General features: G+C 63.8%; 20 protein-coding genes and 2 pseudogenes. 13 read left to right on the top strand and 9 right to left on the bottom strand.

The window, feature by feature from the left end:
* The 10 genes and pseudogenes from AC56LK_RS05285 to AC56LK_RS05240 all read left to right on the top strand — a co-directional run.
* A pseudogene (locus AC56LK_RS05285) lies at positions 1-232 on the top strand (hypothetical protein); the annotation flags it as partial.
* Positions 229-675, top strand: a complete 447-nt coding sequence (locus AC56LK_RS05280) for a DUF3305 domain-containing protein (RefSeq protein ID WP_436105506.1) — start codon at positions 229-231, stop codon at positions 673-675. The pseudogene AC56LK_RS05285 and the gene AC56LK_RS05280, both read left to right, overlap by 4 nt.
* An 11-nt stretch (positions 676-686) precedes the next feature.
* Positions 687-1,169 carry a DUF3306 domain-containing protein gene (locus AC56LK_RS05275; protein ID WP_497183509.1) on the top strand — a complete coding sequence of 161 codons (483 nt, stop codon included), beginning with the start codon at positions 687-689 and terminating at the stop codon, positions 1,167-1,169.
* Entirely contained in the window at positions 1,166-2,833 is a 1,668-nt protein-coding gene (locus AC56LK_RS05270; RefSeq protein ID WP_497183508.1) for a 4Fe-4S binding protein, read from the top strand. The genes AC56LK_RS05275 and AC56LK_RS05270 overlap by 4 nt, the downstream gene beginning before the upstream one ends.
* Before the next feature lie 70 nt (positions 2,834-2,903).
* Positions 2,904-4,595, top strand: a complete 1,692-nt coding sequence (locus AC56LK_RS05265) for an AMP-binding protein (RefSeq protein WP_497183507.1) — start codon at positions 2,904-2,906, stop codon at positions 4,593-4,595.
* Positions 4,596-5,092: 497 nt separating this feature from the next.
* Positions 5,093-5,290 carry a hypothetical protein gene (locus AC56LK_RS05260; RefSeq protein ID WP_497183506.1) on the top strand — a complete coding sequence of 66 codons (198 nt, stop codon included), beginning with the start codon at positions 5,093-5,095 and terminating at the stop codon, positions 5,288-5,290.
* A gap of 112 nt (positions 5,291-5,402) precedes the next feature.
* A complete protein-coding gene (locus tag AC56LK_RS05255; RefSeq protein ID WP_497183505.1) occupies positions 5,403-5,900 on the top strand; it encodes an SET domain-containing protein in 498 nt (165 codons plus the stop codon).
* A 9-nt stretch (positions 5,901-5,909) separates the two neighbouring features.
* Positions 5,910-7,103: a nicotinate phosphoribosyltransferase gene (gene pncB / locus AC56LK_RS05250; RefSeq protein WP_497183504.1), complete on the top strand. Its 1,194-nt coding sequence runs from the start codon at positions 5,910-5,912 to the stop codon at positions 7,101-7,103.
* A gap of 212 nt (positions 7,104-7,315) precedes the next feature.
* Entirely contained in the window at positions 7,316-8,065 is a 750-nt protein-coding gene (locus AC56LK_RS05245) for a GAF domain-containing protein (RefSeq protein ID WP_497183503.1), read from the top strand.
* An 85-nt stretch (positions 8,066-8,150) separates the two neighbouring features.
* Positions 8,151-8,567: a DUF4019 domain-containing protein gene (locus tag AC56LK_RS05240; RefSeq protein WP_497183502.1), complete on the top strand. Its 417-nt coding sequence runs from the start codon at positions 8,151-8,153 to the stop codon at positions 8,565-8,567.
* A gap of 28 nt (positions 8,568-8,595) precedes the next feature.
* On the opposite strand, the gene AC56LK_RS05235 is transcribed toward AC56LK_RS05240, so the two are convergent.
* Complete coding sequence (locus AC56LK_RS05235) at positions 8,596-9,786, bottom strand: DNA topoisomerase IB (RefSeq protein WP_497183501.1); 1,191 nt, start codon at positions 9,784-9,786, stop codon at positions 8,596-8,598.
* Between the two features lie 312 nt (positions 9,787-10,098).
* On the bottom strand, positions 10,099-10,854 hold the full coding sequence (locus AC56LK_RS05230; protein ID WP_497183524.1) for an SDR family NAD(P)-dependent oxidoreductase: 756 nt from the start codon (positions 10,852-10,854) through the stop codon (positions 10,099-10,101).
* Positions 10,855-10,999: 145 nt separating this feature from the next.
* Here AC56LK_RS05230 and AC56LK_RS05225 point away from each other — a divergent pair, with 145 nt between their 5' ends.
* Positions 11,000-11,908: a LysR family transcriptional regulator gene (locus AC56LK_RS05225; protein ID WP_497183500.1), complete on the top strand. Its 909-nt coding sequence runs from the start codon at positions 11,000-11,002 to the stop codon at positions 11,906-11,908.
* Positions 11,909-12,074: 166 nt separating this feature from the next.
* On the opposite strand, the gene AC56LK_RS05220 is transcribed toward AC56LK_RS05225, so the two are convergent.
* The 5 genes from AC56LK_RS05220 to AC56LK_RS05200 form a co-directional block, all read right to left on the bottom strand.
* Positions 12,075-12,518: a hypothetical protein gene (locus tag AC56LK_RS05220; RefSeq protein WP_497183499.1), complete on the bottom strand. Its 444-nt coding sequence runs from the start codon at positions 12,516-12,518 to the stop codon at positions 12,075-12,077.
* 131 nt (positions 12,519-12,649) lie between these two features.
* Entirely contained in the window at positions 12,650-13,534 is an 885-nt protein-coding gene (locus tag AC56LK_RS05215) for a LysR family transcriptional regulator (protein WP_497183498.1), read from the bottom strand.
* Positions 13,535-13,952: 418 nt separating this feature from the next.
* Positions 13,953-14,864 (bottom strand): LysR family transcriptional regulator, encoded by a 912-nt coding sequence (locus tag AC56LK_RS05210; RefSeq protein WP_497183497.1) that lies wholly within the window; start codon positions 14,862-14,864, stop codon positions 13,953-13,955.
* A gap of 130 nt (positions 14,865-14,994) precedes the next feature.
* Positions 14,995-15,984 carry an alpha/beta fold hydrolase gene (locus tag AC56LK_RS05205; protein WP_497183496.1) on the bottom strand — a complete coding sequence of 330 codons (990 nt, stop codon included), beginning with the start codon at positions 15,982-15,984 and terminating at the stop codon, positions 14,995-14,997.
* Between the two features lie 264 nt (positions 15,985-16,248).
* Positions 16,249-17,478, bottom strand: coding sequence for an EAL domain-containing protein (locus AC56LK_RS05200; RefSeq protein WP_497183495.1), 1,230 nt, complete (start codon positions 17,476-17,478; stop codon positions 16,249-16,251).
* Between the two features lie 770 nt (positions 17,479-18,248).
* Here AC56LK_RS05200 and AC56LK_RS05195 point away from each other — a divergent pair.
* The gene (locus tag AC56LK_RS05195; RefSeq protein WP_497183494.1) at positions 18,249-19,178 is read left to right on the top strand and encodes an SDR family NAD(P)-dependent oxidoreductase; all 930 of its coding nucleotides are present in this window, start codon (positions 18,249-18,251) and stop codon (positions 19,176-19,178) included.
* A gap of 279 nt (positions 19,179-19,457) precedes the next feature.
* Here the strand turns inward: AC56LK_RS05195 and AC56LK_RS05190 are convergent, their stop codons facing one another.
* Positions 19,458-19,829 (bottom strand): hypothetical protein, encoded by a 372-nt coding sequence (locus AC56LK_RS05190; RefSeq protein WP_497183493.1) that lies wholly within the window; start codon positions 19,827-19,829, stop codon positions 19,458-19,460.
* A 296-nt stretch (positions 19,830-20,125) separates the two neighbouring features.
* Between AC56LK_RS05190 and AC56LK_RS05185 the strand changes: the two are divergent.
* Positions 20,126-20,463: pseudogene (locus AC56LK_RS05185) on the top strand (DUF1348 family protein); the annotation flags it as partial.
* A 125-nt stretch (positions 20,464-20,588) separates the two neighbouring features.
* Here AC56LK_RS05185 and AC56LK_RS05180 read toward each other — a convergent pair.
* On the bottom strand, positions 20,589-20,918 hold the full coding sequence (locus tag AC56LK_RS05180; RefSeq protein ID WP_497183492.1) for a hypothetical protein: 330 nt from the start codon (positions 20,916-20,918) through the stop codon (positions 20,589-20,591).
* Between the last annotated feature and the right edge of the window lie 305 nt (positions 20,919-21,223).

Here is a 21,223-nt window from a genome sequence, read left to right as displayed (position 1 = left end):
GGCCCCGCCCGCCAACGCGGCGCCGGGCACGGCCGCCGCCGCGCCCGCGACCGGCGCCGCGCCGCACAGCCGCCAGGCGCTGAACGCCGCCAACGTCCCGATCAAGAGCGAGAAGCTGGGCACCGCGGCGCCGAGCGAGGATGTCAAAGTAGGACAGACCAGGTCCGTGCCGAAGGGCGCGGCCCCGGCGACCGAAAAGGCCGGTACACCCAAGACGGCGAACAAGCAATGAAGATGGGAAGCATGCCGATCGCGGTCATCATGCAGCGCCGCGCCGTGCAGCACCGCTGGGCCGACGAGGCCTGGGAAGCGGTGGGCGTGGTGCCGGACCGCGGCACGCTGCCGCGCCTGCAGGTGCTCAGCGAAAGTCCGGAGCGCGATTACTACCTGGTCTCGGGCCTCGAACTCGAGCTGTATACAGACGAGAACGACGGCTACTACGAAAACTGCATGGCGCCGGAATCGAAGGTGTTCGTGCTGTGGCGCATGGAGGAGGGCAAGGCCATCCCGGTACGCGCCTCGGTCAGTTACCTCGAAGGCACGCGCATGTTCGACTCCGGCGAGCAGGCCGACGGGGTCGCCATGCCCGCCGAGATCTATGCCTGGGTGGCCGGCTACCTGCGCGAGCACTACCAGCCCAAGGCCGGCAAGCGGCGCGGCCGCGAGCACGGATGAGCGGGGCTCCGATGTCCGACGAAGGATTCTTCCGGCGCTGGGCGCGCCTGAAATCCACCGGTGGCGATGCCGCGCCGGTCGAGCCGTCACGCCCGCCGGCGGCGCCCGCGCCCGTGGCGGCACGGCGGGAAGCCGAGGCAGCGCCGCTCCCGACTATCGAAGACGTCGCCCGCCTGACCCCCGACGCCGATTTCTCCGCCTTCGTAGCCCAGGGCGTCGACAAATCGGTGCAGCGCCTCGCCCTGAAGAAGCTGTTCAGCGATCCGCACTTCAACACGATCGACGGCCTCGACATGTACATGAGCGACTACAACCAGGCCTCGCCGCTCAGCCCGGCCATGCTGGCCTCGCTCAAGCACGCGCCCGGGGTGCTGTCGCGGCTGTTCGGCGACGAGCAGGAAACCGAACAAATGATCGAGCAAATGAGCGAACATACGAACGAGCAAGCCGCGGAGCAAGAAGGGGCGCCGCTGTCCACACAAGGGAAAGCATGAACATCCGTTTCACCGACAATCCGCCCATCGACCCGGTCCAGGAAGGGCGCAATGCGCAAGCCAGGAGCGCCGCCATCCTGGCTGCCGACGCCATCCCGGTGTTCGAACCGGCGATCACGGTCAGCTACCGCTCCGCCGGCCGCACCCTGGTGGTCGGCTCGGCCGAGCAGGCCTTGCCCTGGGCCGACCGCCTCGCGGCCGCGCTGCCGCTCACCGTCCTGCTGCTCGACAGCCAGGAGAGCATGCCGCTGCGCCCCTACCCGGTCCACGTGGCGCGCACGGTCGCCGTCGCCGGCTGGCTGGGCGCCTTCGAGGCGCGCTGGCAGGCGCCGGGCCAGGCGCTCCAGCAGGGCCGCTTCGACCTCGTGCTCGACCTGAGCCCGAGCCGCCTGATTCCGAGCCACCAGCGCCCGCACGGCTATTTCGCCCCCGGCTACGAGGAGGCGGCGCGGACCGAAGCCGTCGAGGCCATGCTCGACATGGTCGGCGACTTCGAAAAGCCCAAGTACTTCTCGTACAAGGAACGCAGCTGCGCCCATGGCCGCAACGGCCAGAAGGGCTGCAGCGCCTGCATCGAGATCTGTTCGGCGCAAGCCATCGCCGGTGACGGCGACAAGATCAAGGTCAATCCCTACCTGTGCGCCGGCTGCGGCGCCTGCTCGACGGTCTGTCCCACGGGGGCGATCAGCTATGCCTTCCCGCCGGCCGCGCTCACCGGCAAGCGCATGCAGGCGGCCTTGCGGTCCTACCGCGCGGCGGGCGGCGAGGAGCCGGTATTCCTGCTGCACGATCCGGAGCAGGGCGCCGCGCTGCTGGCCCAGCTCGGCGATGCGGTACCCGGCCGCGTCATCCCGCTGGCGCTGCAGCACACCGCCGCGACCGGCATCGACGTCTGGTTCGGCGCCATCGCCTACGGCGCCGCCGGCATCGCGGCGCTCATGACGGGCCGGGAAGCGCCCCAGTACATCGCCGCCCTCGACCAGCAGATGGAGATCGCCCAGGCGGTGCTGGACGGCCTCGGCTACGAAGGCCCGCACTTCCAGCTGCTGCGGGTCGACGCGCCGGAGGAACTCGCCGTGGCGCTGCGCCATGCGCCGCGCGGGCGCGTGCCGCTGGAACCGGCCGTGTTCCACCTGGCGAACGACAAGCGCAACACGCTCGACTATGCGCTCGAGCACCTGCACCGCCACGCCCCCGTCAAACCGGAGCAGGTCGCGCTGCCGCCCGGCGCGCCCTTCGGCGCGATCGAGGTCGACCGCAAGGCCTGCAGCCTGTGCATGTCCTGCGTCGGCGCCTGTCCCGCGGGCGCGCTGCAGGACGGGCAGGGCGCGCCGCTGCTGCGCTTCATCGAAAAGAACTGCGTCCAGTGCGGGCTGTGCGCCACCACCTGCCCGGAAAACGCCATCACGCTGGCGCCGCGCCTGTCCTTCATGGAAACCCGCAACCAGGCCGTGGTGCTGAACGAGTCCCAGCCCTTCCACTGCATCCGCTGCGACAAGCCTTTCGGCACCCTGCAGATGGTCGAGAACATGCTCGGCCGCCTGGCCTCGCACCCGGCCTTCAGCGGCCACCTCGACCGCCTGCGCATGTGCGGCGACTGCCGCGTCATCGACATGATGGAGCCGGAGGGTGAGATGCGGATCACCCCCCTCAGGCGCAACTGATGTCGTCGCGTGGTAGCAAACATGGCAAAATGACTACAGCATTCATGCCACCCAGCGACCAGGAGACACCATGACGCCGACCCAGCGCTTCATCCAAGCGCGCGACTTCCTGCTGCAGCACCGCCTCGACTATGACACCGCCTACCGCGATTTCCGGCAGCCCCAGCTGGAGTCCTTCAACTGGGCGCTCGACTACTTCGACCAGATGGCGAAGGACAATTACACCCCGGCGCTGTGGGTGGTCGAGGAAGACGGCAGCGAGCGCAAGATCTCGTTCGCCGACATGGCCTCGCGCTCCTGCCAGGTGGCGGAGTACCTGCGCCAGTGCGGCGTCAACCGCGGCGACCGCGTCCTGCTGATGCTGCCGAACCGGGTCGAACTGTGGGAGATCATGCTGGCGGGGATCAAGCTCGGCGCCGTCCTGGTGCCGACCACCATGCTGGTCTCGGGCGCCGACCTGCAGGACCGCCTCGAGCGCGGCCGCGTGAAGCACGTCATCGCCCAGGCCTCGGAAGCGGCCAAGTTCGAGACCATGGCTGGCGACTTCACCCGCATCGCGGTGGGTGGCAAGCCCGATGGCTGGCACGACTTCGACGCCAGCCGTGACGTACTGACAGTGTTCTCGCAGGTCGGCGACACCCGCGCCACCGACCCGCTGCTGCTGTACTTCACCTCCGGCACCACGGCCAAGCCCAAGCTGGTGCTGCACAGCCACCAGAGCTATCCGGTCGGCCATCTGTCGACCATGTACTGGATCGGCCTGCAGCCGGGCGACGTCCACTGGAACATCTCCTCGCCGGGCTGGGCCAAGCACGCCTGGAGCTGCTTCTTCGCGCCCTGGAACGCCGGCGCGACCATCTTCATCTACAACTACGAGCGCTTCTCCGCCAAGGCGGCACTCGACACCATCCAGCGCTGCGGCGTGACCTCGCTGTGCGCCCCGCCGACGGTCTGGCGCATGATGATCAAGGAAGACTTAAGCAGCTGGAAGCCGCCGCTGCGCGAACTGGTGGGCGCGGGAGAACCGCTCAATCCCGAAGTGATCGAGCAGGTCGAGAAGGCCTGGGGCATCCGCATCCGCGACGGCTTCGGCCAGTCCGAAAGCACCTGCCAGATCGGCAATTCGCCGGGCCAGCCGATCAAGCCGGGCTCGATGGGCCGGCCGCTGCCGGGCTACCGGGTGGCGCTGCTCGACATCGACGACCAGCCGGCACAGGAAGGCGAACTCTCGCTCGCGCTCGACCCGGCCCCGCTGGGCCTGATGATGTGCTACGAGGGCGACCAGGAAAAGACCGCCGGCGTCATGCGCGCCGGCCACTACCACACCGGCGATACCGCGACGGTGGACGCGGACGGCTACTACTTCTACGTCGGGCGTAACGACGACGTGTTCAAGTCCTCGGACTACCGCATCAGCCCCTTCGAACTCGAGAGCGTGCTGATCGAGCACGAGGACGTGCTGGAGGCGGCGATCGTGCCGAGTCCCGACCCGCTGCGCCTGTCGGTGCCGAAGGCCTTCGTCACGCTGCGCCAGGGCGTGGCCCCGAGCCGCGAGGTGGCGGCGTCGCTGTTCGCCTTCGCGCGCGAACGGCTCGCGCCCTACAAGCGCATCCGCCGCATCGAATTCCGCGAGCTGCCCAAGACCATCTCGGGCAAGATCCGGCGCGTCGAGCTGCGCAAGGAAGAAGCCGGGCGCGCCGCCGGGACCGCGCCGCCGGAGGGGCAGGGCGTCGAATACCGCGAAGAAGACTTCGCGGCCTGAGCCGGTCCGCGGTTGACGAAAAAACCAGGACGTATATACTGGTCCGGTACCCAACCATGATGTGGTCCCACACGAGCATGCGCTGCACTTCTTCTTACGGCATTGGTTGTTCCTCCAGCGTGCGGGCTGCGCGCGCTGGTGCCGTCGACGCTGCCCGCTTCCCGCAAACCTCCCTGTCGCTCGGACTGAGCGTGTTCCACGCTCGTCTCGCGCAACGGTCGACGCGCGATCTCGCCTGCCTTTCCTGAGCTCGGCGAGAGCCGGCCAGGCCTGAACTTCCAGGTCCAGCCACTCTCCCGAGCCCCATCCACAAGCACCGTCTGAGAAGCTGCCGCATGCCGACGCATGTGCCGCGGCAGCCCATTCGTTCCTGTTGGCCAGCCTTTTACGGGCTGGGAAAGGCAAACCATGTGCACCACCACTTACCTCAGCCAGCATGACCTGGCTGTCCTGACACGCCTCGTGCAGCCGGCGTGAATCGACAAAGGAGGAACACAATGAAGAGCAATCAAAGGGATGCGGCCTTGCAGGTGCGGCAGCGCATGGAGACACGGGGCAAGCGGCGCTTCGTCAAGCGGCTGCTGGAGCGTAAGGCGCAGTGGCGGCGCATGGTCGTTGGTGCCATGGCTGCGGGCATGGCAGCCTTGCTGGCCGGCCTGCTGGTGCTGGGCGAAGCCGCGGCCATGGTGGCGTGAGCTTCAAGAGGATTGATGTGTCCGACCGTATGGCAAAATTGTGCGGCATGGCTGCAGCGATTCGTACCATAATGGTCATCGTTTTCATAACCCGCTCCATCCACCCAAGCCGATGACCACGACACGCTCCGCCCAGTCCGACCCCGCCTACGAAGTCAGGAAGTCCCCCGTCCACGGCAACGGCGTCTTCGCGCTCAGGCCCATCGGCGCCGGCGAACGGATCATCGAGTACCGGGGCGAGCGCATCACCTGGGACGAAGCGACCCGGCGCGCCGCCGAGGCAGGTGGTCCCATCAACCACACCTTCTATTTCACGCTGGCCGACGGCCGCGTGATCGACGGCGGCAGCCGCGGCAACGCGGCGCGCTGGATCAACCACGCCTGCTCGCCCAACTGCGAAGCCTTCGAGGACGACGAACGGGTCTACATCCACGCGATGCGCGATATCGACGCCGGCGAAGAGCTGAACTACAACTACGCGCTGATCTACGATGAGCGCCACACGCCGGCCCTCAAGAAGCTGTTCGCCTGCCGCTGCGGCACGCCCGGCTGCACCGGCACCATGCTGGCGCCGAAGAAGCGCGTGAAGAAAAAACCTGCCACCGCCTGAAGGACAGCGATGAAGCCAGTCGTCCGCAGCTTGCTGGAAACCGACCTGTACAAGTTCACCATGTGGCAGGCGCTGTTGCACAGCCATCCCGACGCGGTCGGCGAGTACGAGTTCCTGTGCCGGAACCAGCCGGCCTATCCGCTGGCCGAGCTGAAGGATGAGGTCGAGCGCGAGCTCGATCGTCTCTGCTCGCTGATGTTCCTCGACCATGAAGTCGCCTACCTGCGCGGCCTGCGCTTCATCAAGAGCGACTTCGCCGACTTCCTCACGCTGTTCCGCTTCCAGCGCAAGTTCATCCGGGTCGAGACCGACGGTCCGCACCTGCGCATCCACGCCGCCGGCCCGCTGGTACACGTGATGGGTTTCGAGATCTTCGTGCTCTACATCGTCAACGAACTGTATTTCCGCCGCTTCGACCAGGCGCCGGTCATTCCTGAAGCGCGGGCGCGCCTGCGGCAGAAGATCGACGAGCTGCGCGCCTTCGAACGGGAACCGCAGCGCGCCACGCCCTTCGAATTCTTCGACTTCGGCGTGCGCCGGCGCTTCTCCGGCGAGTGGCACGACGACGTGGTGGCCACGCTGGCGCGCGAGCTGCCGCAGTTCTTCAAGGGCACCTCCAACGTTTACCTCGCCCACAAATACAAGCTGGTGCCGATCGGGACCATGGCGCACGAATACCTGCAGGCCTACCAGGCTTTCGGCGTGCGCCTGCGCGACTTCCAGAAAGCCGCGCTGGAGGACTGGGTGCAGGAATACCGGGGCGACCTCGGCACCGCGCTCACCGACGTGGTGGGCATGGATGCCTTCCTGCGCGACTTCGACCTGTATTTCGCCAAGCTGTTCGACGGCCTGCGCCACGATTCGGGCGACCCGGTGGAGTGGGGCGAAAAGGCGCTGGCGCACTACGCCCGGCTGCGCATCGACGCGCGCACCAAGCGCCTGGTGTTCTCGGACGCGCTGACCGTGCCCAAGGCGCTCGGCCTGTACCGCCACTTCGCCGACCGCACCATGCTGGGCTTCGGCATCGGCACCAAGCTGACCAACGACACGCCGTACCCGGCACTGAACATCGTGATGAAGCTGACCCACTGTAACGGGCAGCCGGTGGCCAAGCTGTCGGATTCGCCGGGCAAGTCGATGTGTACGGACGAGACCTTCCTGGCATACCTGCGCCAGGTGTTCAACCATCCCGGCGAGGGATAGCGTACACGCGTCTCATCCAGTGCCGGGCAGGTGGCACCCCCGCGTGCCAGTACAAAACTATTGAATTTGGGCATGTTAGCATCGCCTCAATTTCTTTAATGCAATTTAAATTGAGCTATTTGGGCATATCCGAAACTCATCTCTAAAATGATGGTTTAGGAGGAGGGATTTCGTCATTTCGGGTATACTTCACTGGATAACCAGGACCGCTAATGCAGAGCAAGTTCACCGAAGAGGACCCGATCCTCACCACCAGTGCCGCAGCGCGGATGCTGGGCGTCGCCACCAGCACCGTACAGTTGTGGATGGAGAGCGGCGCCATTCCGTCGTGGAAAACCCCGGGGGGCCACCGGCGCACCCGCCAGAGTACGATCCAGGCCATGCTGGACCGTGCGGGCCCGCTGTCCGGCTCCCTGTCCGGGGAAACGCTGGTGCAGGCGCCGACCGATCCCGAATTCATCCTGCAGGGCGACGAAAGCTTCCCGACCGGCGCGGACGAAGCGCGCCGACTGGCCGCACTAGCCGCGTCGCGCCTGGTCGACAGTCCGCAGGAAGAGCGCTTCAACCGGATTGTCCGCCTGGCAGCCACCGTGACCGCCTCGCCGATCGCGCTGGTGTCGCTGCTGACCGCGCGCCGCCAGTGGTTCAAGGCGCGCGTCGGCCTGGGCCCGCAGGAGACCCCGCGCGAGTGGGCCTTCTGCTCGCACGCCATCCTGCAGGATGCACCTTTCATGGTCGAAGATGCCGCCACCGACGAGCGCTTCCGCGAGAACCCGCTGGTGCTGGCCGAGCCGCACATCCGCTTCTACGCGGGGGTGCCGCTGCGCGACCGTTCCGGCCTGCCGATGGGTACCCTGTGCGTGATCGACCGCGAGCCGCGCCGGCTCCGTTCGGCCGAGCTGCAGGCGCTGTGCGACCTGGCCGATATCGCATCGTCCGAGTTCCAGGCCAAGACGGCCTGAGTCAGCTGAAACAATGCGCGACAAAGTCGCGTGGGCTTTCCGGTATGCTGGACAGACTGTTGATGTTCACTACCGGGAGCGTCCCATGCGATTTGCCGCCGCCGTCTTGCTGTCTACCCTAGCACTTATCCAGCCTGCCGCTGCGCAGGATAGTTCCGCAGCGACCCAGGCCGCCACCGCGGTGGCGCAGGCCTGGCTGGCCACGGTGGACGACGCCAAATACGAGGACAGCTGGAGCCAGGGCGCCGCCGCCTTCCGCAGCGCGGTGACCGGTCCGCAGTGGAACGATGCCATGCGCGCCGTCCGTGCGCCGCTCGGCGCCGTGAAGTCGCGCAAGCTCCTCGCCGCCCAGTACACCCGCAAGCTTCCCGGCGCCCCCGAGGGCGAATACGTCGTGGTCCAGTACATGACCGTGTTCGCCACCAGGTCGGCCACCGAGACCGTGACGCCGATGCGCGAGGCCGACGGCAGCTGGAAGGTGTCCGGCTACTACATCCAGTAAGTGTGAAGTTGGCCGCCGGCCGGCTTGCTCATGCCGCTCCTCGCATGGCGGCTGCCGCCTTCCGGCGGCGCGGCGCAGCTGCCTCCTTTCCGGGTGCGGCGGCGCGCTCCTTTTCGCGTTTTTTCTCTTCTTCCTGCTCGTGGCGCAGGCGCTGCTGCAGCATCGCCAGCACCGCGGCTTCCTCCGGCTGCAGCGCGTGCAGGTCTTCGGTGAGCTCCTGCTCGGTGCGCTCGCGCAGCGCTTCCAGCACGGTGCCGTCGAGGTAAGCGTCGAGCACCACCGGGTGGACGTAGCACTTGCGGCAGACCGAGGGCGTGTTGCCTAGCTTCTCGGCCACCGATTCGATGGCGCGCACGATGTTCTTCTTGGCCTGGGTTTCGGAATCGAATTTCTCGAATTCCTGCAGGGCCAGCGCCGCCAGTACCGTGCCCGACCAGGTGCGGAAGTCCTTGGCGGTGTAATCCTCGCCGGTGATCGAACGCAGGTAGTCGTTGACGTCGCTCGAATCGATGCTGTGGGTCTCGCCCCCGTCGTCCACGTACTGGAACAGTTCCTGGCCGGGCAGGTCGCGCGCGTGCCGGATGATGCGCGCCAGCCGGCGGTCGTGCACCTGCACCTTGTGGTAGACGCCGCTCTTGCCGCGGAAGCGGAACTCGACGTCGCTGCCGTCGACCTTGACGTGGCGGTTGCGCAGCGTGGTCAGGCCGAAGGACTTGTTGGTGCGGGCATATTCCTCATTGCCGACACGCATCATGGTCGCTTCGAGCAGGTAGACGATGGTGGCCAGTACCTTCTCGCGCGGCAGACCGGGCAGGGACAGGGCGCGGTTCACTTCCTTGCGGATGGCGGGCAGCGCCTGGCCGAAGTTCAGCATGCGTTCGTACTTCACCTCGTCGCGCACGGCGCGCCACTTCGGGTGGTAACGGTACTGCTTGCGGCCCCTGGCGTCGCGGCCGGTGGCCTGCAGGTGGCCGTTGGCCTGGGGGCAGATCCAGACATCCGTCCAGGCCGGCGGAATCACCAGCGACTTGATGCGTCCCAGCGTCGCGTCGTCCGTCACCGGGTCGCCGCCGGCGTCGAGGTAGCGGAAGCCGTCCCCCAGCTTCTCGCGCCGGATGCCGGGACGGTCGTCGTGGACGTAGCGCAGCCCGGCGGCTTTCGCGGCGGCGGGCGGATCGCTGAGCGGGATGTCGGCAGTGCCATTCTGTTCGCTGTGCATGTGGGGCTTCCTTGGGTCAGGTTGCCCGATGCTACGCCGATCAGAGGTGCCGCCACCGTTCGGGAGATAACTTAGGCGGACCCGTGCAAGCTCGCGGGCGGTGGCCTGGCGATAAGCTCATGGACTGTCTGTCGTTGAGTAGTATGATGTGCCGGCCGTCGAGCAACTGTGAGAGACCGCTCTCGGCCAAAGGCAGGCGCGGAGAACATTAGACGCTGATGGCCGTTCCCCGACGTTTGCATCGCACCTCCGTTCTCTGCCGCGCCGGTTTGCCGGAACTCACCGGTGACGGCCTCTGGGCTTAGATGAGCGTCAGATCTGGCGCATACCGCCATCCACGAACAGTTCAATACCATTGACGAAACTGGCGTCATCGGATGCGAGGAAGACCGCCGCCTTCGCGACCTCGTCCGGGTCGCCCACCCGGCCCATCGGAATCAAGGACGCGAGTTGGTCGAGGAATCCTTGCTGCTGATCCGGATCGGTGCCAACCAGCTCGACCAGCCCCGGTGTCTTGATTGGGCCCGGGCTGAGCGTGTTCACGCGAATGCCCTTGCCTTTCAGGTCGACGATCCAGTTCCGGGCAAACGCCCTCACAGCGGCCTTCGAGGCGGCATACACGCTGAACGCTTCGGTACCGCCGCTGGCAGCGGTGGAGCCGGTCATGATCACCGATGATCCCGGGCTCATCAAGGGCAGGGCTTCCTGCACTGTGAACAGGGTGCCTTTCACATTGCGTGAGAAAGTGTCCTCGTAGTGTGCTTCGGTGATCTTCCCCATAGGTAGCAGGGAGCCGCCGCCGGCATTGGCCACGAGGACGTCTAACTTGCCGTGCTCCTGCTTGATCCGCTCGTACAGCGCCTGCAACTGGCCGACGTCGGCCGAGTCGACCCGCACGCCGGTGGCGGCGCCACCGATGGCCGCGGCCGCGGCATCGAGTTCCGCCTGACGACGGCCGGTGATGTAGACGGTCGCGCCTTCGCTGACGAAACGCCTGGCGATGGCTAGGCCGATACCGGTGCTTCCGCCGGTAACGACCGCTACTTTTCCTGCAAGTTTCAGTGACATGGATTTTCCCCTGAGGATGGATTTCAATAAGCGCTCGGCATTGAGCACAGGATCTAGTGTGGGGCGGAGGAAGCCAAGGCGGAAGACAGGCCAGACGCATATGATTTATGCTCGGACTGCATGAATTGCGTAAGGGGCTCTCAAATTGGATAAATTACTTTGGATGCATTGCTTCGTACGGGCCGTGGAGACGGGAAGCTTTTCTGCGGTAGCGCGGGAACTGCAGATCGGCCAACCCAACGTCAGCAGGCACATCGCATCGCTCGAGAAGTTGCTCGATACCCGGCTCCTGCACCGTTCGACCCGCCGGCTGGCCACGACGCCCGAAGGACAAAGCTATTACGCCCAGGCCCGTCACGCTCTCGATGTCATTGCGCAGGCAGAGTCCGATGCGCGCGGAGAAAAGAACCCGCATGGACTCCTGCGGGTGTCTTGTGCGGAAAGCCTGGGTACGGAAGTAGTGATGGGTGCCATGCCGGCCTTCCTTGCGCGCTATCCTGACGTGCAAGTCGAGCTGCGACTTAGTGACGGCTACATCGACTTGGTGGCGGAAGGTGTCGATATCGCGCTGCGCGGCGGGGCATTGAAGGATAGCGCGCTGCGCGCGCGCCGGGTCGGAACGTCCGAGCGCATCTGCGTGGCAAGCACGGCCTATATAGCGCGGCATGGCAGGCCAGCCGTCCCTTCCGATTTGCCGCAGCATGAGTGCCTGATTTACACATTGCTGGGCAGCGGCAGCGCAAGCGGACGCTGGCCGTTCAGCAGCGGCGACGTCCATGTGAGCGGTCGCCTGAGGCTTAACAGCCTGGAGGGCATCCGTCGCGCGGTATTACGCGACATGGGGATCGGCTATCTTCCCTCATGGATGCTTGCCGCCGAACTCGAGCGTGGCGAGGTGACGGCCCTATTGGTAGACCATGCTGCGGCCGGCACACCTCTTAATGCGCTGTATTCGGCTGAGCGTCTGCTTCCACGGCGGGTCTCCGCCTTCATCGAATTTATGAGAGGGGTCTTTGCCAACACGCCAGGACTCGACGGCGTATCCTTGGTCTGAGCGCTAGCTTCAGGGCACTGCCGCACCAGCGTGATCCGTTTGCCGTAAGGGATCTGGCCCGAGGCTGAAATGGCGATTGAAGACGCCGGTGTCCCGCGCTCAGGATGCGGTCTGAAGCGCGCTGGCAAGCTGGCATCTCGGCCTGCTTGAGCCTGGCGCGGCACGCTCAATGCAACGAATGTCGGACAGCGCGCGGCAGCTGGTACGGCGCGCAATAGCGGTAGGTCGTCGACGTGCCCTTGACGGTCTGCGTGAATGTCAGGGCGTCATGGACGGTCACCAGCTGGCGCTGCATTTCCCGGCGCTTTGATCCCATTTTGGTGCCGACGCAGCTTTGGTCGACTGTGGCGCGGTTGGCCTTGAGCGCCAGCACCTTGGCCCTGCATGTGTGGGTGTGCGTCGTACTGATGCCACGGCCGTCGTACTGGCGGATCGCGGCATTGGCAGGCGCTGCGCACTCGGTGCCGCGGGCCACGTAGATCCCGGGTTTAAGCGGGTACACACCGCCTGGTTTCGCAGTGGTATCGACGCTGGCCGATACGCTCGTGCCGCATCCGAGCGCCGCGAGCAGCAGCACAGCCCGCGCGATCCGTCGTTGTTGGAGCTTCATGTCATCCTTGTGGTCGGTGGGGCGGTCCCCAGGGGAGGCGATTTTACCTGCGGCGCCTGGTGAACCAGCGTCCCGCGACAGAAGCGCGACAGCTCGATACATTCGATGACAGCCGGCTGGGCGGTGGCAGGCTAGGGCTCGAGACTGGGATGGGTCCGCAAGTGTTCGACGATGCCGTCGATGAACCTGCGGATTTTCAGGGAACCGTACTTCCCCTCGCGATGGACCACCTGCACCGGCCATGGCGCTTCCTCGAAGTTCTCGAGCAGGAGGCGCAGCTGGCCGGCATTGACCGCGTCCGCCACCTGGTAGGAAAACAGGCGGGTGATGCCGACTCCGGCAATCGCTGCCGACAGTGCCGCATCGTTGCTGGTAACGGTCAGGCGCGGCTTCATCCTGACGGTGAATGGCTCCGGGTCGCGCCCAAAGCGCCATTCGACCCTAGGGGACACGGCACTCGAGGACACCACCGTATGCTGCAGCAGATCCGAGGGATGGGATGGAACGCCGGAGGCCTCGAGGTAGCTCGGTGCGGCGCACAGAACGCGTCGAACCTGGCCGACGCGGGTGGCGCGCAAGGCCGAATCGGGCAAATGGCCAATCCGGATGGCGACGTCGATGCCTTCCTCAACAACATTGACCACTCGGTCCAGGAACTGCGCGGTAACTTCGACCTGAGGATACTGCCGCATATATTCGACAATGCAAGGCAGCACCATCATTCGGCCGAACAGTATTGGCGCTGTGATAGCCAGCGTACCTTGCGGCTGGCTACTGGTGCCCGAAACAGCTTCATTGGCCTCGGCTATGCTGGCCAGGATTGCGCGGGCTGAGTCGAAATACTGGCGCCCGGCGTCCGTCATGCGGACATTTCGCGTAGTTCGCAGCAATAGCCGCACGCCTAGCTGCTCTTCGAGAGCAACGATCGCACGCGTGACCGCAGCCGGAGAGACGTCCAGTTTGCGCGAGGCAGAGGCAAATCCGCTTTCTTCGCCAACCGTCACGAACACTTGCATGAGGTGGATTTGGTCGATGACTGTTCTCCTGACGAAAAAAGTAAAAACCTCAAATGGTCTTGCACAGGCATTATTTCGGAAAAGCCAGGTAAGCACAATCGTCCCTGGCGAGCTCGCATTCCGGAGCCCATGGGCAGGGCAGCGCCGAGGGCATACAGGGATACCAGCAGGGCAGAGCGCCCTGGATCACCTGCCCGCACGACCAGTGCGAGTGTGGAAGCAGGGGAGAACGCAGGGTGACGCTATAGTGGCAGCACCGGCCAAGAAGGCCAGAACGAAATCGATCGTATTGGACAAGGAACACTTCGCGGCTGATGGAAGCCACCGTCAGACGCGGCACATGTATCGGGCACATGTTGGCCGAGCCGGGGTTATGTATGCGTAGGTATCTGGAGCGGGTTGCGCTACCTGACGCAACTTACCGGTCAACACGTGGGCGCTCGTGGGCACGAAACCGGTCACGCCCCAGGTCCACCAGTGCCCGAAGACTGGGTGAGACGTGCCGTCGCCCAGGGTAGTAGAGGCATAGTCCCTCGACCTCCAGGGTGGCATCGTCGAGCACCTGCTCCAGACGTCTGCTAGAGATGTCATCGGCGACGTGCCACTCCGCGAGGTAAGCCAGACCCAGTCCCCCGCGCGCGGCTTCCCTTGCCAGAGCCGGATTGTCGAAGGTCAGCGTACCGCTCACGTCGATCTCGACTGGTAGGCCGTTGGCCATGAATTCCCAGCGATAGAGTGCGCCGCTAGGCATGCGCATCCGGATACACGGTTTGGTGCGCAAGTCGGCTGGGGTGGCTGGCGCACCGATTGCCTCGATTAAAGCCGGTGCGCCGACGACGAGGTAGCGCAGTGCCGGTTCGATCTGTATTGAAATCATATCTTGCGGAACACTCTGTGCCAGCCGGATGCCAGCATCATAGCCACCGGCGACAATGTCAATCAGCCGGCCTTCGGTCACGACGTCGAGATACACCGCCGGATAGCGGGCGGCGAACTCCATGAACAAGGGCATGCAGCGCAAGGCGGCGGCCGCCGAGGTGTTGATGCGAAGCGTACCCGATGGCTGGCCGCTGCTGCTGCCCGCCGTTTCCATCGCACGCCGAATGTCCAGGAGCGCCGGTGCAATTACAGCCATGAACTCGGCGCCGGCGTCCGTTACTGCCACGCTACGGGTCGTCCGATTGAACAAACGCGTACCCAACCGCCCCTCTAGCCCGGCAACCGTATGGCTGACAGCGGAAGTCGAGACGCCAAGTGAGGTAGCAGCCGCGCGGAAGCTGCGCATGCGCGCGACGGTGAGTACTGCTTCAAGTTCAGCAAGTGTGGTCATGAATCCGAAGGAGGAATTTCGCGGTTCATTGCGGGTGACGATCAGGTACCGGAGGGACTTCAGGCGCCAGCATGGGCTGGCGTCGCATCCTGGTGTGGCCGGCAAGCATCGCAGCTGCCGGCCGTCCGGGTCATTTGCGCATGGCTTTGGCCAGGAAGGGACGCATCAGGGCGCCTATCTTGGCACTGTCTTCTTCGAGGGCGAAGTGACCGGTATCGAGAAGGTGCAGTTGCGCCTTCGGCAGGTCGCGCAAGTAAGGGCTGGCGCCAGCCGGTGGGAAGATTTTGTCGTTCTTCCCCCAGACAATCAGCATGGGTGGCTGATGCTTGCGGAAATAGGACTGCCACTGTGCGTAACGCCCCGGATTGCTGCCATAGCTGTAGAACAGTTCGAGCTGGATGTCCTTGTTGCCGGGGCGGTCCATGTAGGCCTGGTCCACGGTCCAGGCATCGGGACTAATCCGGGTGACATCGCGCGCGCCTTCCGTATATTGCCATTTGGTGGCGCCCAGTTCGAACAATGGTCGCAGTTTCGCGCCATTGGCTTCGGACTTGTCCGCCCAATATTGCTTCAAGGGCTTCCAGAAGTCGTTGTCAATACCTTCATCGTAAGCATTACCGTTTTGCACGACGATGGCGGTGACACGTTCGGGATGCGCAGCGGCGATCCGGAAACCGATCGGCGCACCGTAATCCTGCACGTACATCGCATACTTGGTCACGCCCACAGCTTCGGTGAATTTGTCGACCACCTTGGCCAGGTTGTCGAAGCTGTAGGTGAAGTCCTTCATCGCAGGCATGTCGCTTTGCCCATAGCCCGGATAATCCGGCGCGATAACATGGTAACGGTCAGCCAGCAGCGGAATCAAGTTGCGGAACATCTGCGATGAGGTTGGGAAGCCATGTAGAAGCAGAATGGTCGGGGCATCCTTCGGGCCGGCTTCACGGTAAAAAATATTGACGCCATCGACCTTGACGGTGCGGTAGCTGACGCTGGCAGTACTGGCCACGTTGGGTGCGGCCTTGGTGGGAGCCGGGGCCTGCGCCGCGTGGGTCGCATGGGAAGCGAAGACAAGGGTGATCGCTGCTGCGAAAGGGGCGAGAATGCGGATGATGCGCATGATGTTTCTCCTGTGGACGAATCAGTTGAATGAAGTTCGTATGCGCTGTGCCAGACTGCGCAATTTGGCGCCTGCCGGGTCTGCTATCGCTCACGCATTTGATTGGCGAGAACCGTGCAGCAGATGAATCCATTCTAGGGAAGGTCGTGAAGGAGAAAAATGGTGGGGGTCTCAATTCAGTATTTCGCTTGCCGAAACCGAGGTGCCATTTGATAGGGCGCCGCATGCCTATCCAGTTGACATCGCCAGCCCTGTTGGTGGCTATCAGTGGGAAGTTCGGATTGATCCTGCGCCGCCCAAGTTCATGTGCGTGCACTGCGCGGGAGGACTCGTGTATAGAGCCTGTACACCGGCGTCCTCGATATCTTCGAGAAGCCGTATCAAGATTGTAGAGACCTGTTTTAGTTCATACAGCAGAGGGACAATATCATTGAGCTCCGCGCCTGCGCGAATACGGCCGACGAGTTGTCCCCCTACATCGTGCAGGCTCCGGTGCGGCGCATCGATGGCCTGATACATGGGTGTATCGGCAAAATAGCGCCCATCGCCGATATACCATTTTCCAAGCGCACATTTGGTTAGACAGAGGGGGGGAAAGCCCTCCACCTGCCGGAGCGGGGAATCTGCTGGGAGAGCGCTGCGCTGGATCGCGTAACTGACCATCTGACGCCGCCATTGAACGTGGTCGACGATGGCCATGTGTACCAGCCCTATCGGCATGCCCCGGCATTTGCCAATGTTATGTCGGAACACATCGAATTCTGCCAGGGGCAACGGGTGGCTCACCAGGTAGCCTTGCGCGATCTCGCAGCCAGCCTCGACCAGGAAGTCATGCTGCTCGGACGCCTCGACACCCTCGGCGACCACATGCAGTCCGAGTTCGTGCCCGAGCCGGATCGAGGAGCGAACGATGGTGGCGTTCTTGGTTGAATTCAGCATGCGGCCGACGATGCCCTGGTCCAGCTTGATGCTGGTAAACGGCCACTGGCTGAGGGTATCGATGGAGGAGTAGCCGACGCCGTAGTCGTCCATTGCAAGCCCAATACCCGCCTCGGCCAGCGCATCGACATTGCGCACCATCCTGTGCCCGGCCTGCATGGCCTGGGTCTCGGTGATCTCGAGTTCGAGCGAGCCCGACAGCAAGCTGCCGTGTGCCACGCTGGCAAGAATCTGTTCCGTCAGCACGTCGTCTTCGAGGTCGGGCGCCGTGACGTTGAACGAGACGCACATGTCGCTGCCGATCCCTTTTGCTGCAAGGTCATCCATCAGCTTCGGCAGCAGTTGCAGCGTCAAGCGGTTGATCAGGCCGGAGCGCTCCGCCACCGGGATAAAGGCGCCAGGCGGGAGCAGCACGCCGTCCGGGCGCTGCCAGCGCGCCAGCGCTTCGGCCCCGACGATGCGGTTACTGATCAAGGACGCTTTGGGCTGGTAGTGAAGGATGAATTCGCTACCTCGCAAGCCCTGCATGACCTCGTTCCTCGTTACCGTGACCATGGCGACTCCCATGCGGAAAGGATGTGTCCTTTATCCGCCGATCGGTTGGTAACGTCAAGCGATTCTACAGGCTGTGGCACTCCGGGACGCCGGTGTGCGGGTCATTCGCGGGAACAAGGGAGGCAGCCGCCAGGCTAGGGCCGTCGCCAGCCCGATGAGGGAACCGAGCAGGCTGCGCAAGAGCCCGAGGGCGGGACAGGCAAGCTCGTTGCCAGGTAACGCATAGCATTCTCCGGTGGGTTCCGGGTGAGAACCGGTTGACAGGTATAGGCTGTGCGAGCTAGTCCCGCAGGTCGCGTTGGCGGCGACATGGAGCCATTCTAGGGAGCGCCTGCACAAGCAGAAACGGTCCCGCCCAGTACCGGGCCGAACGGCAGGAACACGGCGGCGTCTTCGCCGCGCTCGAAGAGCTGGGATGCGCAGTGCGCATTGCTGGCCCGATCGATGCCAGGCACGGGCACCTGATTCCAGTTCGCGGTTGCGAACGGCAACGGTGCTGAAGGCGCCACGAAAGCCTGGTCGTGTTTGCCCCGCACGAGCAGGGTCGGCAGCTGCTGCTTGCGTAGCCAGGCCTGCCACTCGGGGTAGCGGTTGAGGCGATGCGGGTAGTCGTGGGGTGATTAAGCCATGCACATCGGGAATTTGTTTTCGATTGTCCCAACTTGCTCAACAAGGCATCAAGCTTTATCGATCTAGTCTCATCAATGCGCTTGTCCTATGCTTGGGTCATGCGGCGCAGACACCGCGCCATCGACCAAGAGGATCAAGCAATGACATCGATGATTACCACCCCATTCGGCTTCGCCTCCACCGCGGACGAGGTTCTGCAAGGCGTCGACCTGCGCGGCAAGCGCGCCGTCGTTACCGGTGGATCGTCCGGTATCGGTACCGACACAGCGCGCGCCCTGGCCGCCGCTGGAGCCGAAGTCACCATCGCCGTGCGCAACCTGGAAGCAGGCCACCGAGTCGCCGCCGACCTCAAAGCCGCATGCGGACACGGCCTTGTGAAAGTCGGCGTTCTCGACCTTGCGGACCAATCCAGCGTACAGGCCTTCATCGCCGCTTGGCAGGGGCCGCTTCACATGCTGATCAATAACGCTGGCGTGATGGCCATTCCCGAGCGGAACTTGACAGCGGAGGGCTGGGAAATGCAATTGGCCACCAATTACATCGGGCACTTCACGTTGACGCTGGGCCTGCATGGCGCACTGGCCGCGGCGAAACCGGATGGCGGGGCGCGTGTCGTGTCGGTAAGCTCCAGCGGCAACCTGATCGCGCCTGTGCTCTTTGGTGACATACATTTCAACTTCCTGGCCTACGATCCTCTCGTGGCCTACGGCCAGTCCAAGTCAGCTTGCGCCCTGATGGCGGTCGAAGCAACCCGGCGCTGGGCCACAGACGGCATTTTCGCCAATGCCCTTAACCCGGGTGCAATCGCCACTAACCTGCAAAAGCATACCGGTGGCCTCAAGGCGCCCCGGGAACGACGCAAGAATGCGGCGCAGGGCGCGGCCACCTCGGTGCTGCTAGCAGCCTCACCCCTGCTCGACGGCATCGGTGGACGCTACTTCGAAGACTGCAATGAAGCGCCAGTCATGGACCACCGCCCCGTCGACTTCCGTGGAGTAGCCGCTTATGCAATCGACCCGGTGCTGGCCGAGAGGCTGTGGGAAGATACGCTGCGGATGATTGCCCGATGAAGCCGCCAACCCTCGCTGACGATCGGGCGCTAAAGGTCGGCTTTATTGGCCTGGGCGGCCAGGGCAGCCCGATCCGCGCAGGAGAGGGTTTCGGAAAGGCGGGCTCGATAGAAGCGGCACCGTCCGTCGCCAAAGCCGGATACGCCTGGCGGTCAGGAATTTCCTTCCATGTCTGAAGGCTGTCGCCGTCTTCATGGCATTTATCATGACGCTCCCGGATGGCTGACCGCTGCCCGCTTGCGTTGCCTGGATCGGTGTCAGGATGAGCGTGGAATTTTCCTACTCACCGAGCTCGTAAGGGGGTTTAAAGATCGTCACTGCCGAGTCCTGGCTGTCGGCGGGCTCAAGGCCCGTCAGCGAAGCGTCAAGGGCAGGCACCTCCAGCCGCACACCCTGCTTGCGTTTTTCGGCTTGGGTGATAAGCATGATCTGCCGGCGGATCGCCTCGACCATCTCCTCCACAGCAGTAATCTGGCGCCGGAGCGCCATCCGTTCTCCGATGGTCCCGGCACTTTCCAGCTGCTTGTGCAGCGAGCGCAGCTGTTTTCTCAACTCCTGCAGGGTCTTGTACAACTGTTCGAGCTTGGAACGCGAATCCGATGCCTTTGCATCAGGTAAGCGGGAAAGCGAATTTCGGCTGATCACGGTCATGGATTTGTCTGGGCAGGTCTGGTTGAACTACATCGACCGCACGTGGTTTAGTAATTAGCGAGAAAAGATTTTAGACAAGCTCGACTACTAGAACGTCTAAAAATTGTCATCTGGCAACAGATAGAGCGGTTACTGCATTCTGCATCAACAGCCTGGCATGTCCTGGACATTCCATTTCGCGAAACAATCCATTTCTCCACGCCCCGTTTCTCGATATGCGTCGGTCGGCCAGAATGACTTCCATGCCGTAACGACGGCTACCGATTCAACCGAACCATCCCAAGCAGGAGCGCATCATGAAAGCAGTGGACGGGAGTCACGCATCGCCACTACCGTCCCGGGAGAGCGCCATCGAAACGATCCGCCTTGCGGAGATGGCTGGAACAGCCGTGATCCCGCCCGGGTTGCCCTGGCCTACAGCTTGGATACCCGCTGGCGCAACCGCGCTGAATTCGCGCATGGACGGGACCAGGCACAGGCCTTCCTCGAGCGTAAGTGGCGCAGGGAGCTGGAGTACCGGCTCATCAAGGACATGCTGGCATGGCTAATGAGATTACTAGTGCGTCCCCCTCACCAGAGGCCCGCGGACGCGTCGCAAGACAGCGCGGAATGGCGGGCCGACCTTGGGGCATGGATGATGGTGCCATGGCGGTAACCCAGGTAGGGCATTGCGGCAACCCAAATGAATGCGCCTATCGGCACGGGCAGCACTTTCTACATCACTTCCTTTCATGCAAAGGCTTGAGATCATGCGCTACCTCATTCAAACCGTTGTGCAGCACGGCCCCCATGTGAAGGAGTTCCGCATGATGCCCGCCGATGGTCGATCGCAGCCAGGCGGCCGTTGACGCGGTAGCGCCGTCGGCTCCCTAACTCAATGAACAACATACCGATGCTCGGGTTCGCGCCTATGTTTGCCCAGAACGGATCGGTCTGGTCGCGCTCCTGCTCCGGTACCGACAGGCCGATCGCCTTGCCCGTTTCGGTTTGTGCGAACCCGGGCTGGCCGAAGAGGACCGATGCCCAGACACCACCGCCACCGTCGATGCTCGCAACGACAGCCATGGCCTGCTTGCCGATGCGCTCCACCGATGACCGTGTCGGTCAGCACGGAGATGTTCCGGTCAGCTTGGGCTGTTTCTCCGGCACGTTCCTGGATGACGCGCTCGCGGCGGTGAAACTTGGAGTGTTCGCTCATTGATGTCTCCGCTCATGGTGTGGAGTTAGTCACATGCACTGCGTGAGTGCGGCAAGAATAGTGCGCCATCATTCTTTCGTATTGACAGTCAAGCATAGGCCTGCATGCCCCCAAGGGCAAGGACCATGCTGGATCGGCATCCGCGCTGATTGTTTGCCGGACAAGCGCTTCCTACCGAAACAATCAATTTCTCCCT

This window comes from Telluria sp. ZB4P36, from assembly GCF_059685865.1.
The sequence above is the reverse complement of the archived record's forward strand: the minus strand, read 5'-3'. Positions and strand labels throughout refer to the sequence as shown.

Excerpts from the sequence above, each read along its gene's own strand:
- AC56LK_RS05280 (WP_436105506.1), top strand. The coding sequence starts at position 229 with ATGAAGATGGGAAGCATGCCGATCGCGGTCATCATGCAGCGCCGCGCC.
- AC56LK_RS05275 (WP_497183509.1), top strand. The coding sequence starts at position 687 with ATGTCCGACGAAGGATTCTTCCGGCGCTGGGCGCGCCTGAAATCCACC.
- AC56LK_RS05270 (WP_497183508.1), top strand. The coding sequence starts at position 1,166 with ATGAACATCCGTTTCACCGACAATCCGCCCATCGACCCGGTCCAGGAA.
- AC56LK_RS05265 (WP_497183507.1), top strand. The coding sequence starts at position 2,904 with ATGACGCCGACCCAGCGCTTCATCCAAGCGCGCGACTTCCTGCTGCAG.
- AC56LK_RS05260 (WP_497183506.1), top strand. The coding sequence starts at position 5,093 with ATGAAGAGCAATCAAAGGGATGCGGCCTTGCAGGTGCGGCAGCGCATG.
- AC56LK_RS05255 (WP_497183505.1), top strand. The coding sequence starts at position 5,403 with ATGACCACGACACGCTCCGCCCAGTCCGACCCCGCCTACGAAGTCAGG.
- pncB (WP_497183504.1), top strand. The coding sequence starts at position 5,910 with ATGAAGCCAGTCGTCCGCAGCTTGCTGGAAACCGACCTGTACAAGTTC.
- AC56LK_RS05245 (WP_497183503.1), top strand. The coding sequence starts at position 7,316 with ATGCAGAGCAAGTTCACCGAAGAGGACCCGATCCTCACCACCAGTGCC.
- AC56LK_RS05240 (WP_497183502.1), top strand. The coding sequence starts at position 8,151 with ATGCGATTTGCCGCCGCCGTCTTGCTGTCTACCCTAGCACTTATCCAG.
- AC56LK_RS05235 (WP_497183501.1), bottom strand. The coding sequence starts at position 9,786 with ATGCACAGCGAACAGAATGGCACTGCCGACATCCCGCTCAGCGATCCG.
- AC56LK_RS05230 (WP_497183524.1), bottom strand. The coding sequence starts at position 10,854 with ATGTCACTGAAACTTGCAGGAAAAGTAGCGGTCGTTACCGGCGGAAGC.
- AC56LK_RS05220 (WP_497183499.1), bottom strand. The coding sequence starts at position 12,518 with ATGAAGCTCCAACAACGACGGATCGCGCGGGCTGTGCTGCTGCTCGCG.
- AC56LK_RS05215 (WP_497183498.1), bottom strand. The coding sequence starts at position 13,534 with ATGCAAGTGTTCGTGACGGTTGGCGAAGAAAGCGGATTTGCCTCTGCC.
- AC56LK_RS05210 (WP_497183497.1), bottom strand. The coding sequence starts at position 14,864 with ATGACCACACTTGCTGAACTTGAAGCAGTACTCACCGTCGCGCGCATG.
- AC56LK_RS05205 (WP_497183496.1), bottom strand. The coding sequence starts at position 15,984 with ATGCGCATCATCCGCATTCTCGCCCCTTTCGCAGCAGCGATCACCCTT.
- AC56LK_RS05200 (WP_497183495.1), bottom strand. The coding sequence starts at position 17,478 with ATGGTCACGGTAACGAGGAACGAGGTCATGCAGGGCTTGCGAGGTAGC.
- AC56LK_RS05195 (WP_497183494.1), top strand. The coding sequence starts at position 18,249 with ATGACATCGATGATTACCACCCCATTCGGCTTCGCCTCCACCGCGGAC.
- AC56LK_RS05190 (WP_497183493.1), bottom strand. The coding sequence starts at position 19,829 with ATGACCGTGATCAGCCGAAATTCGCTTTCCCGCTTACCTGATGCAAAG.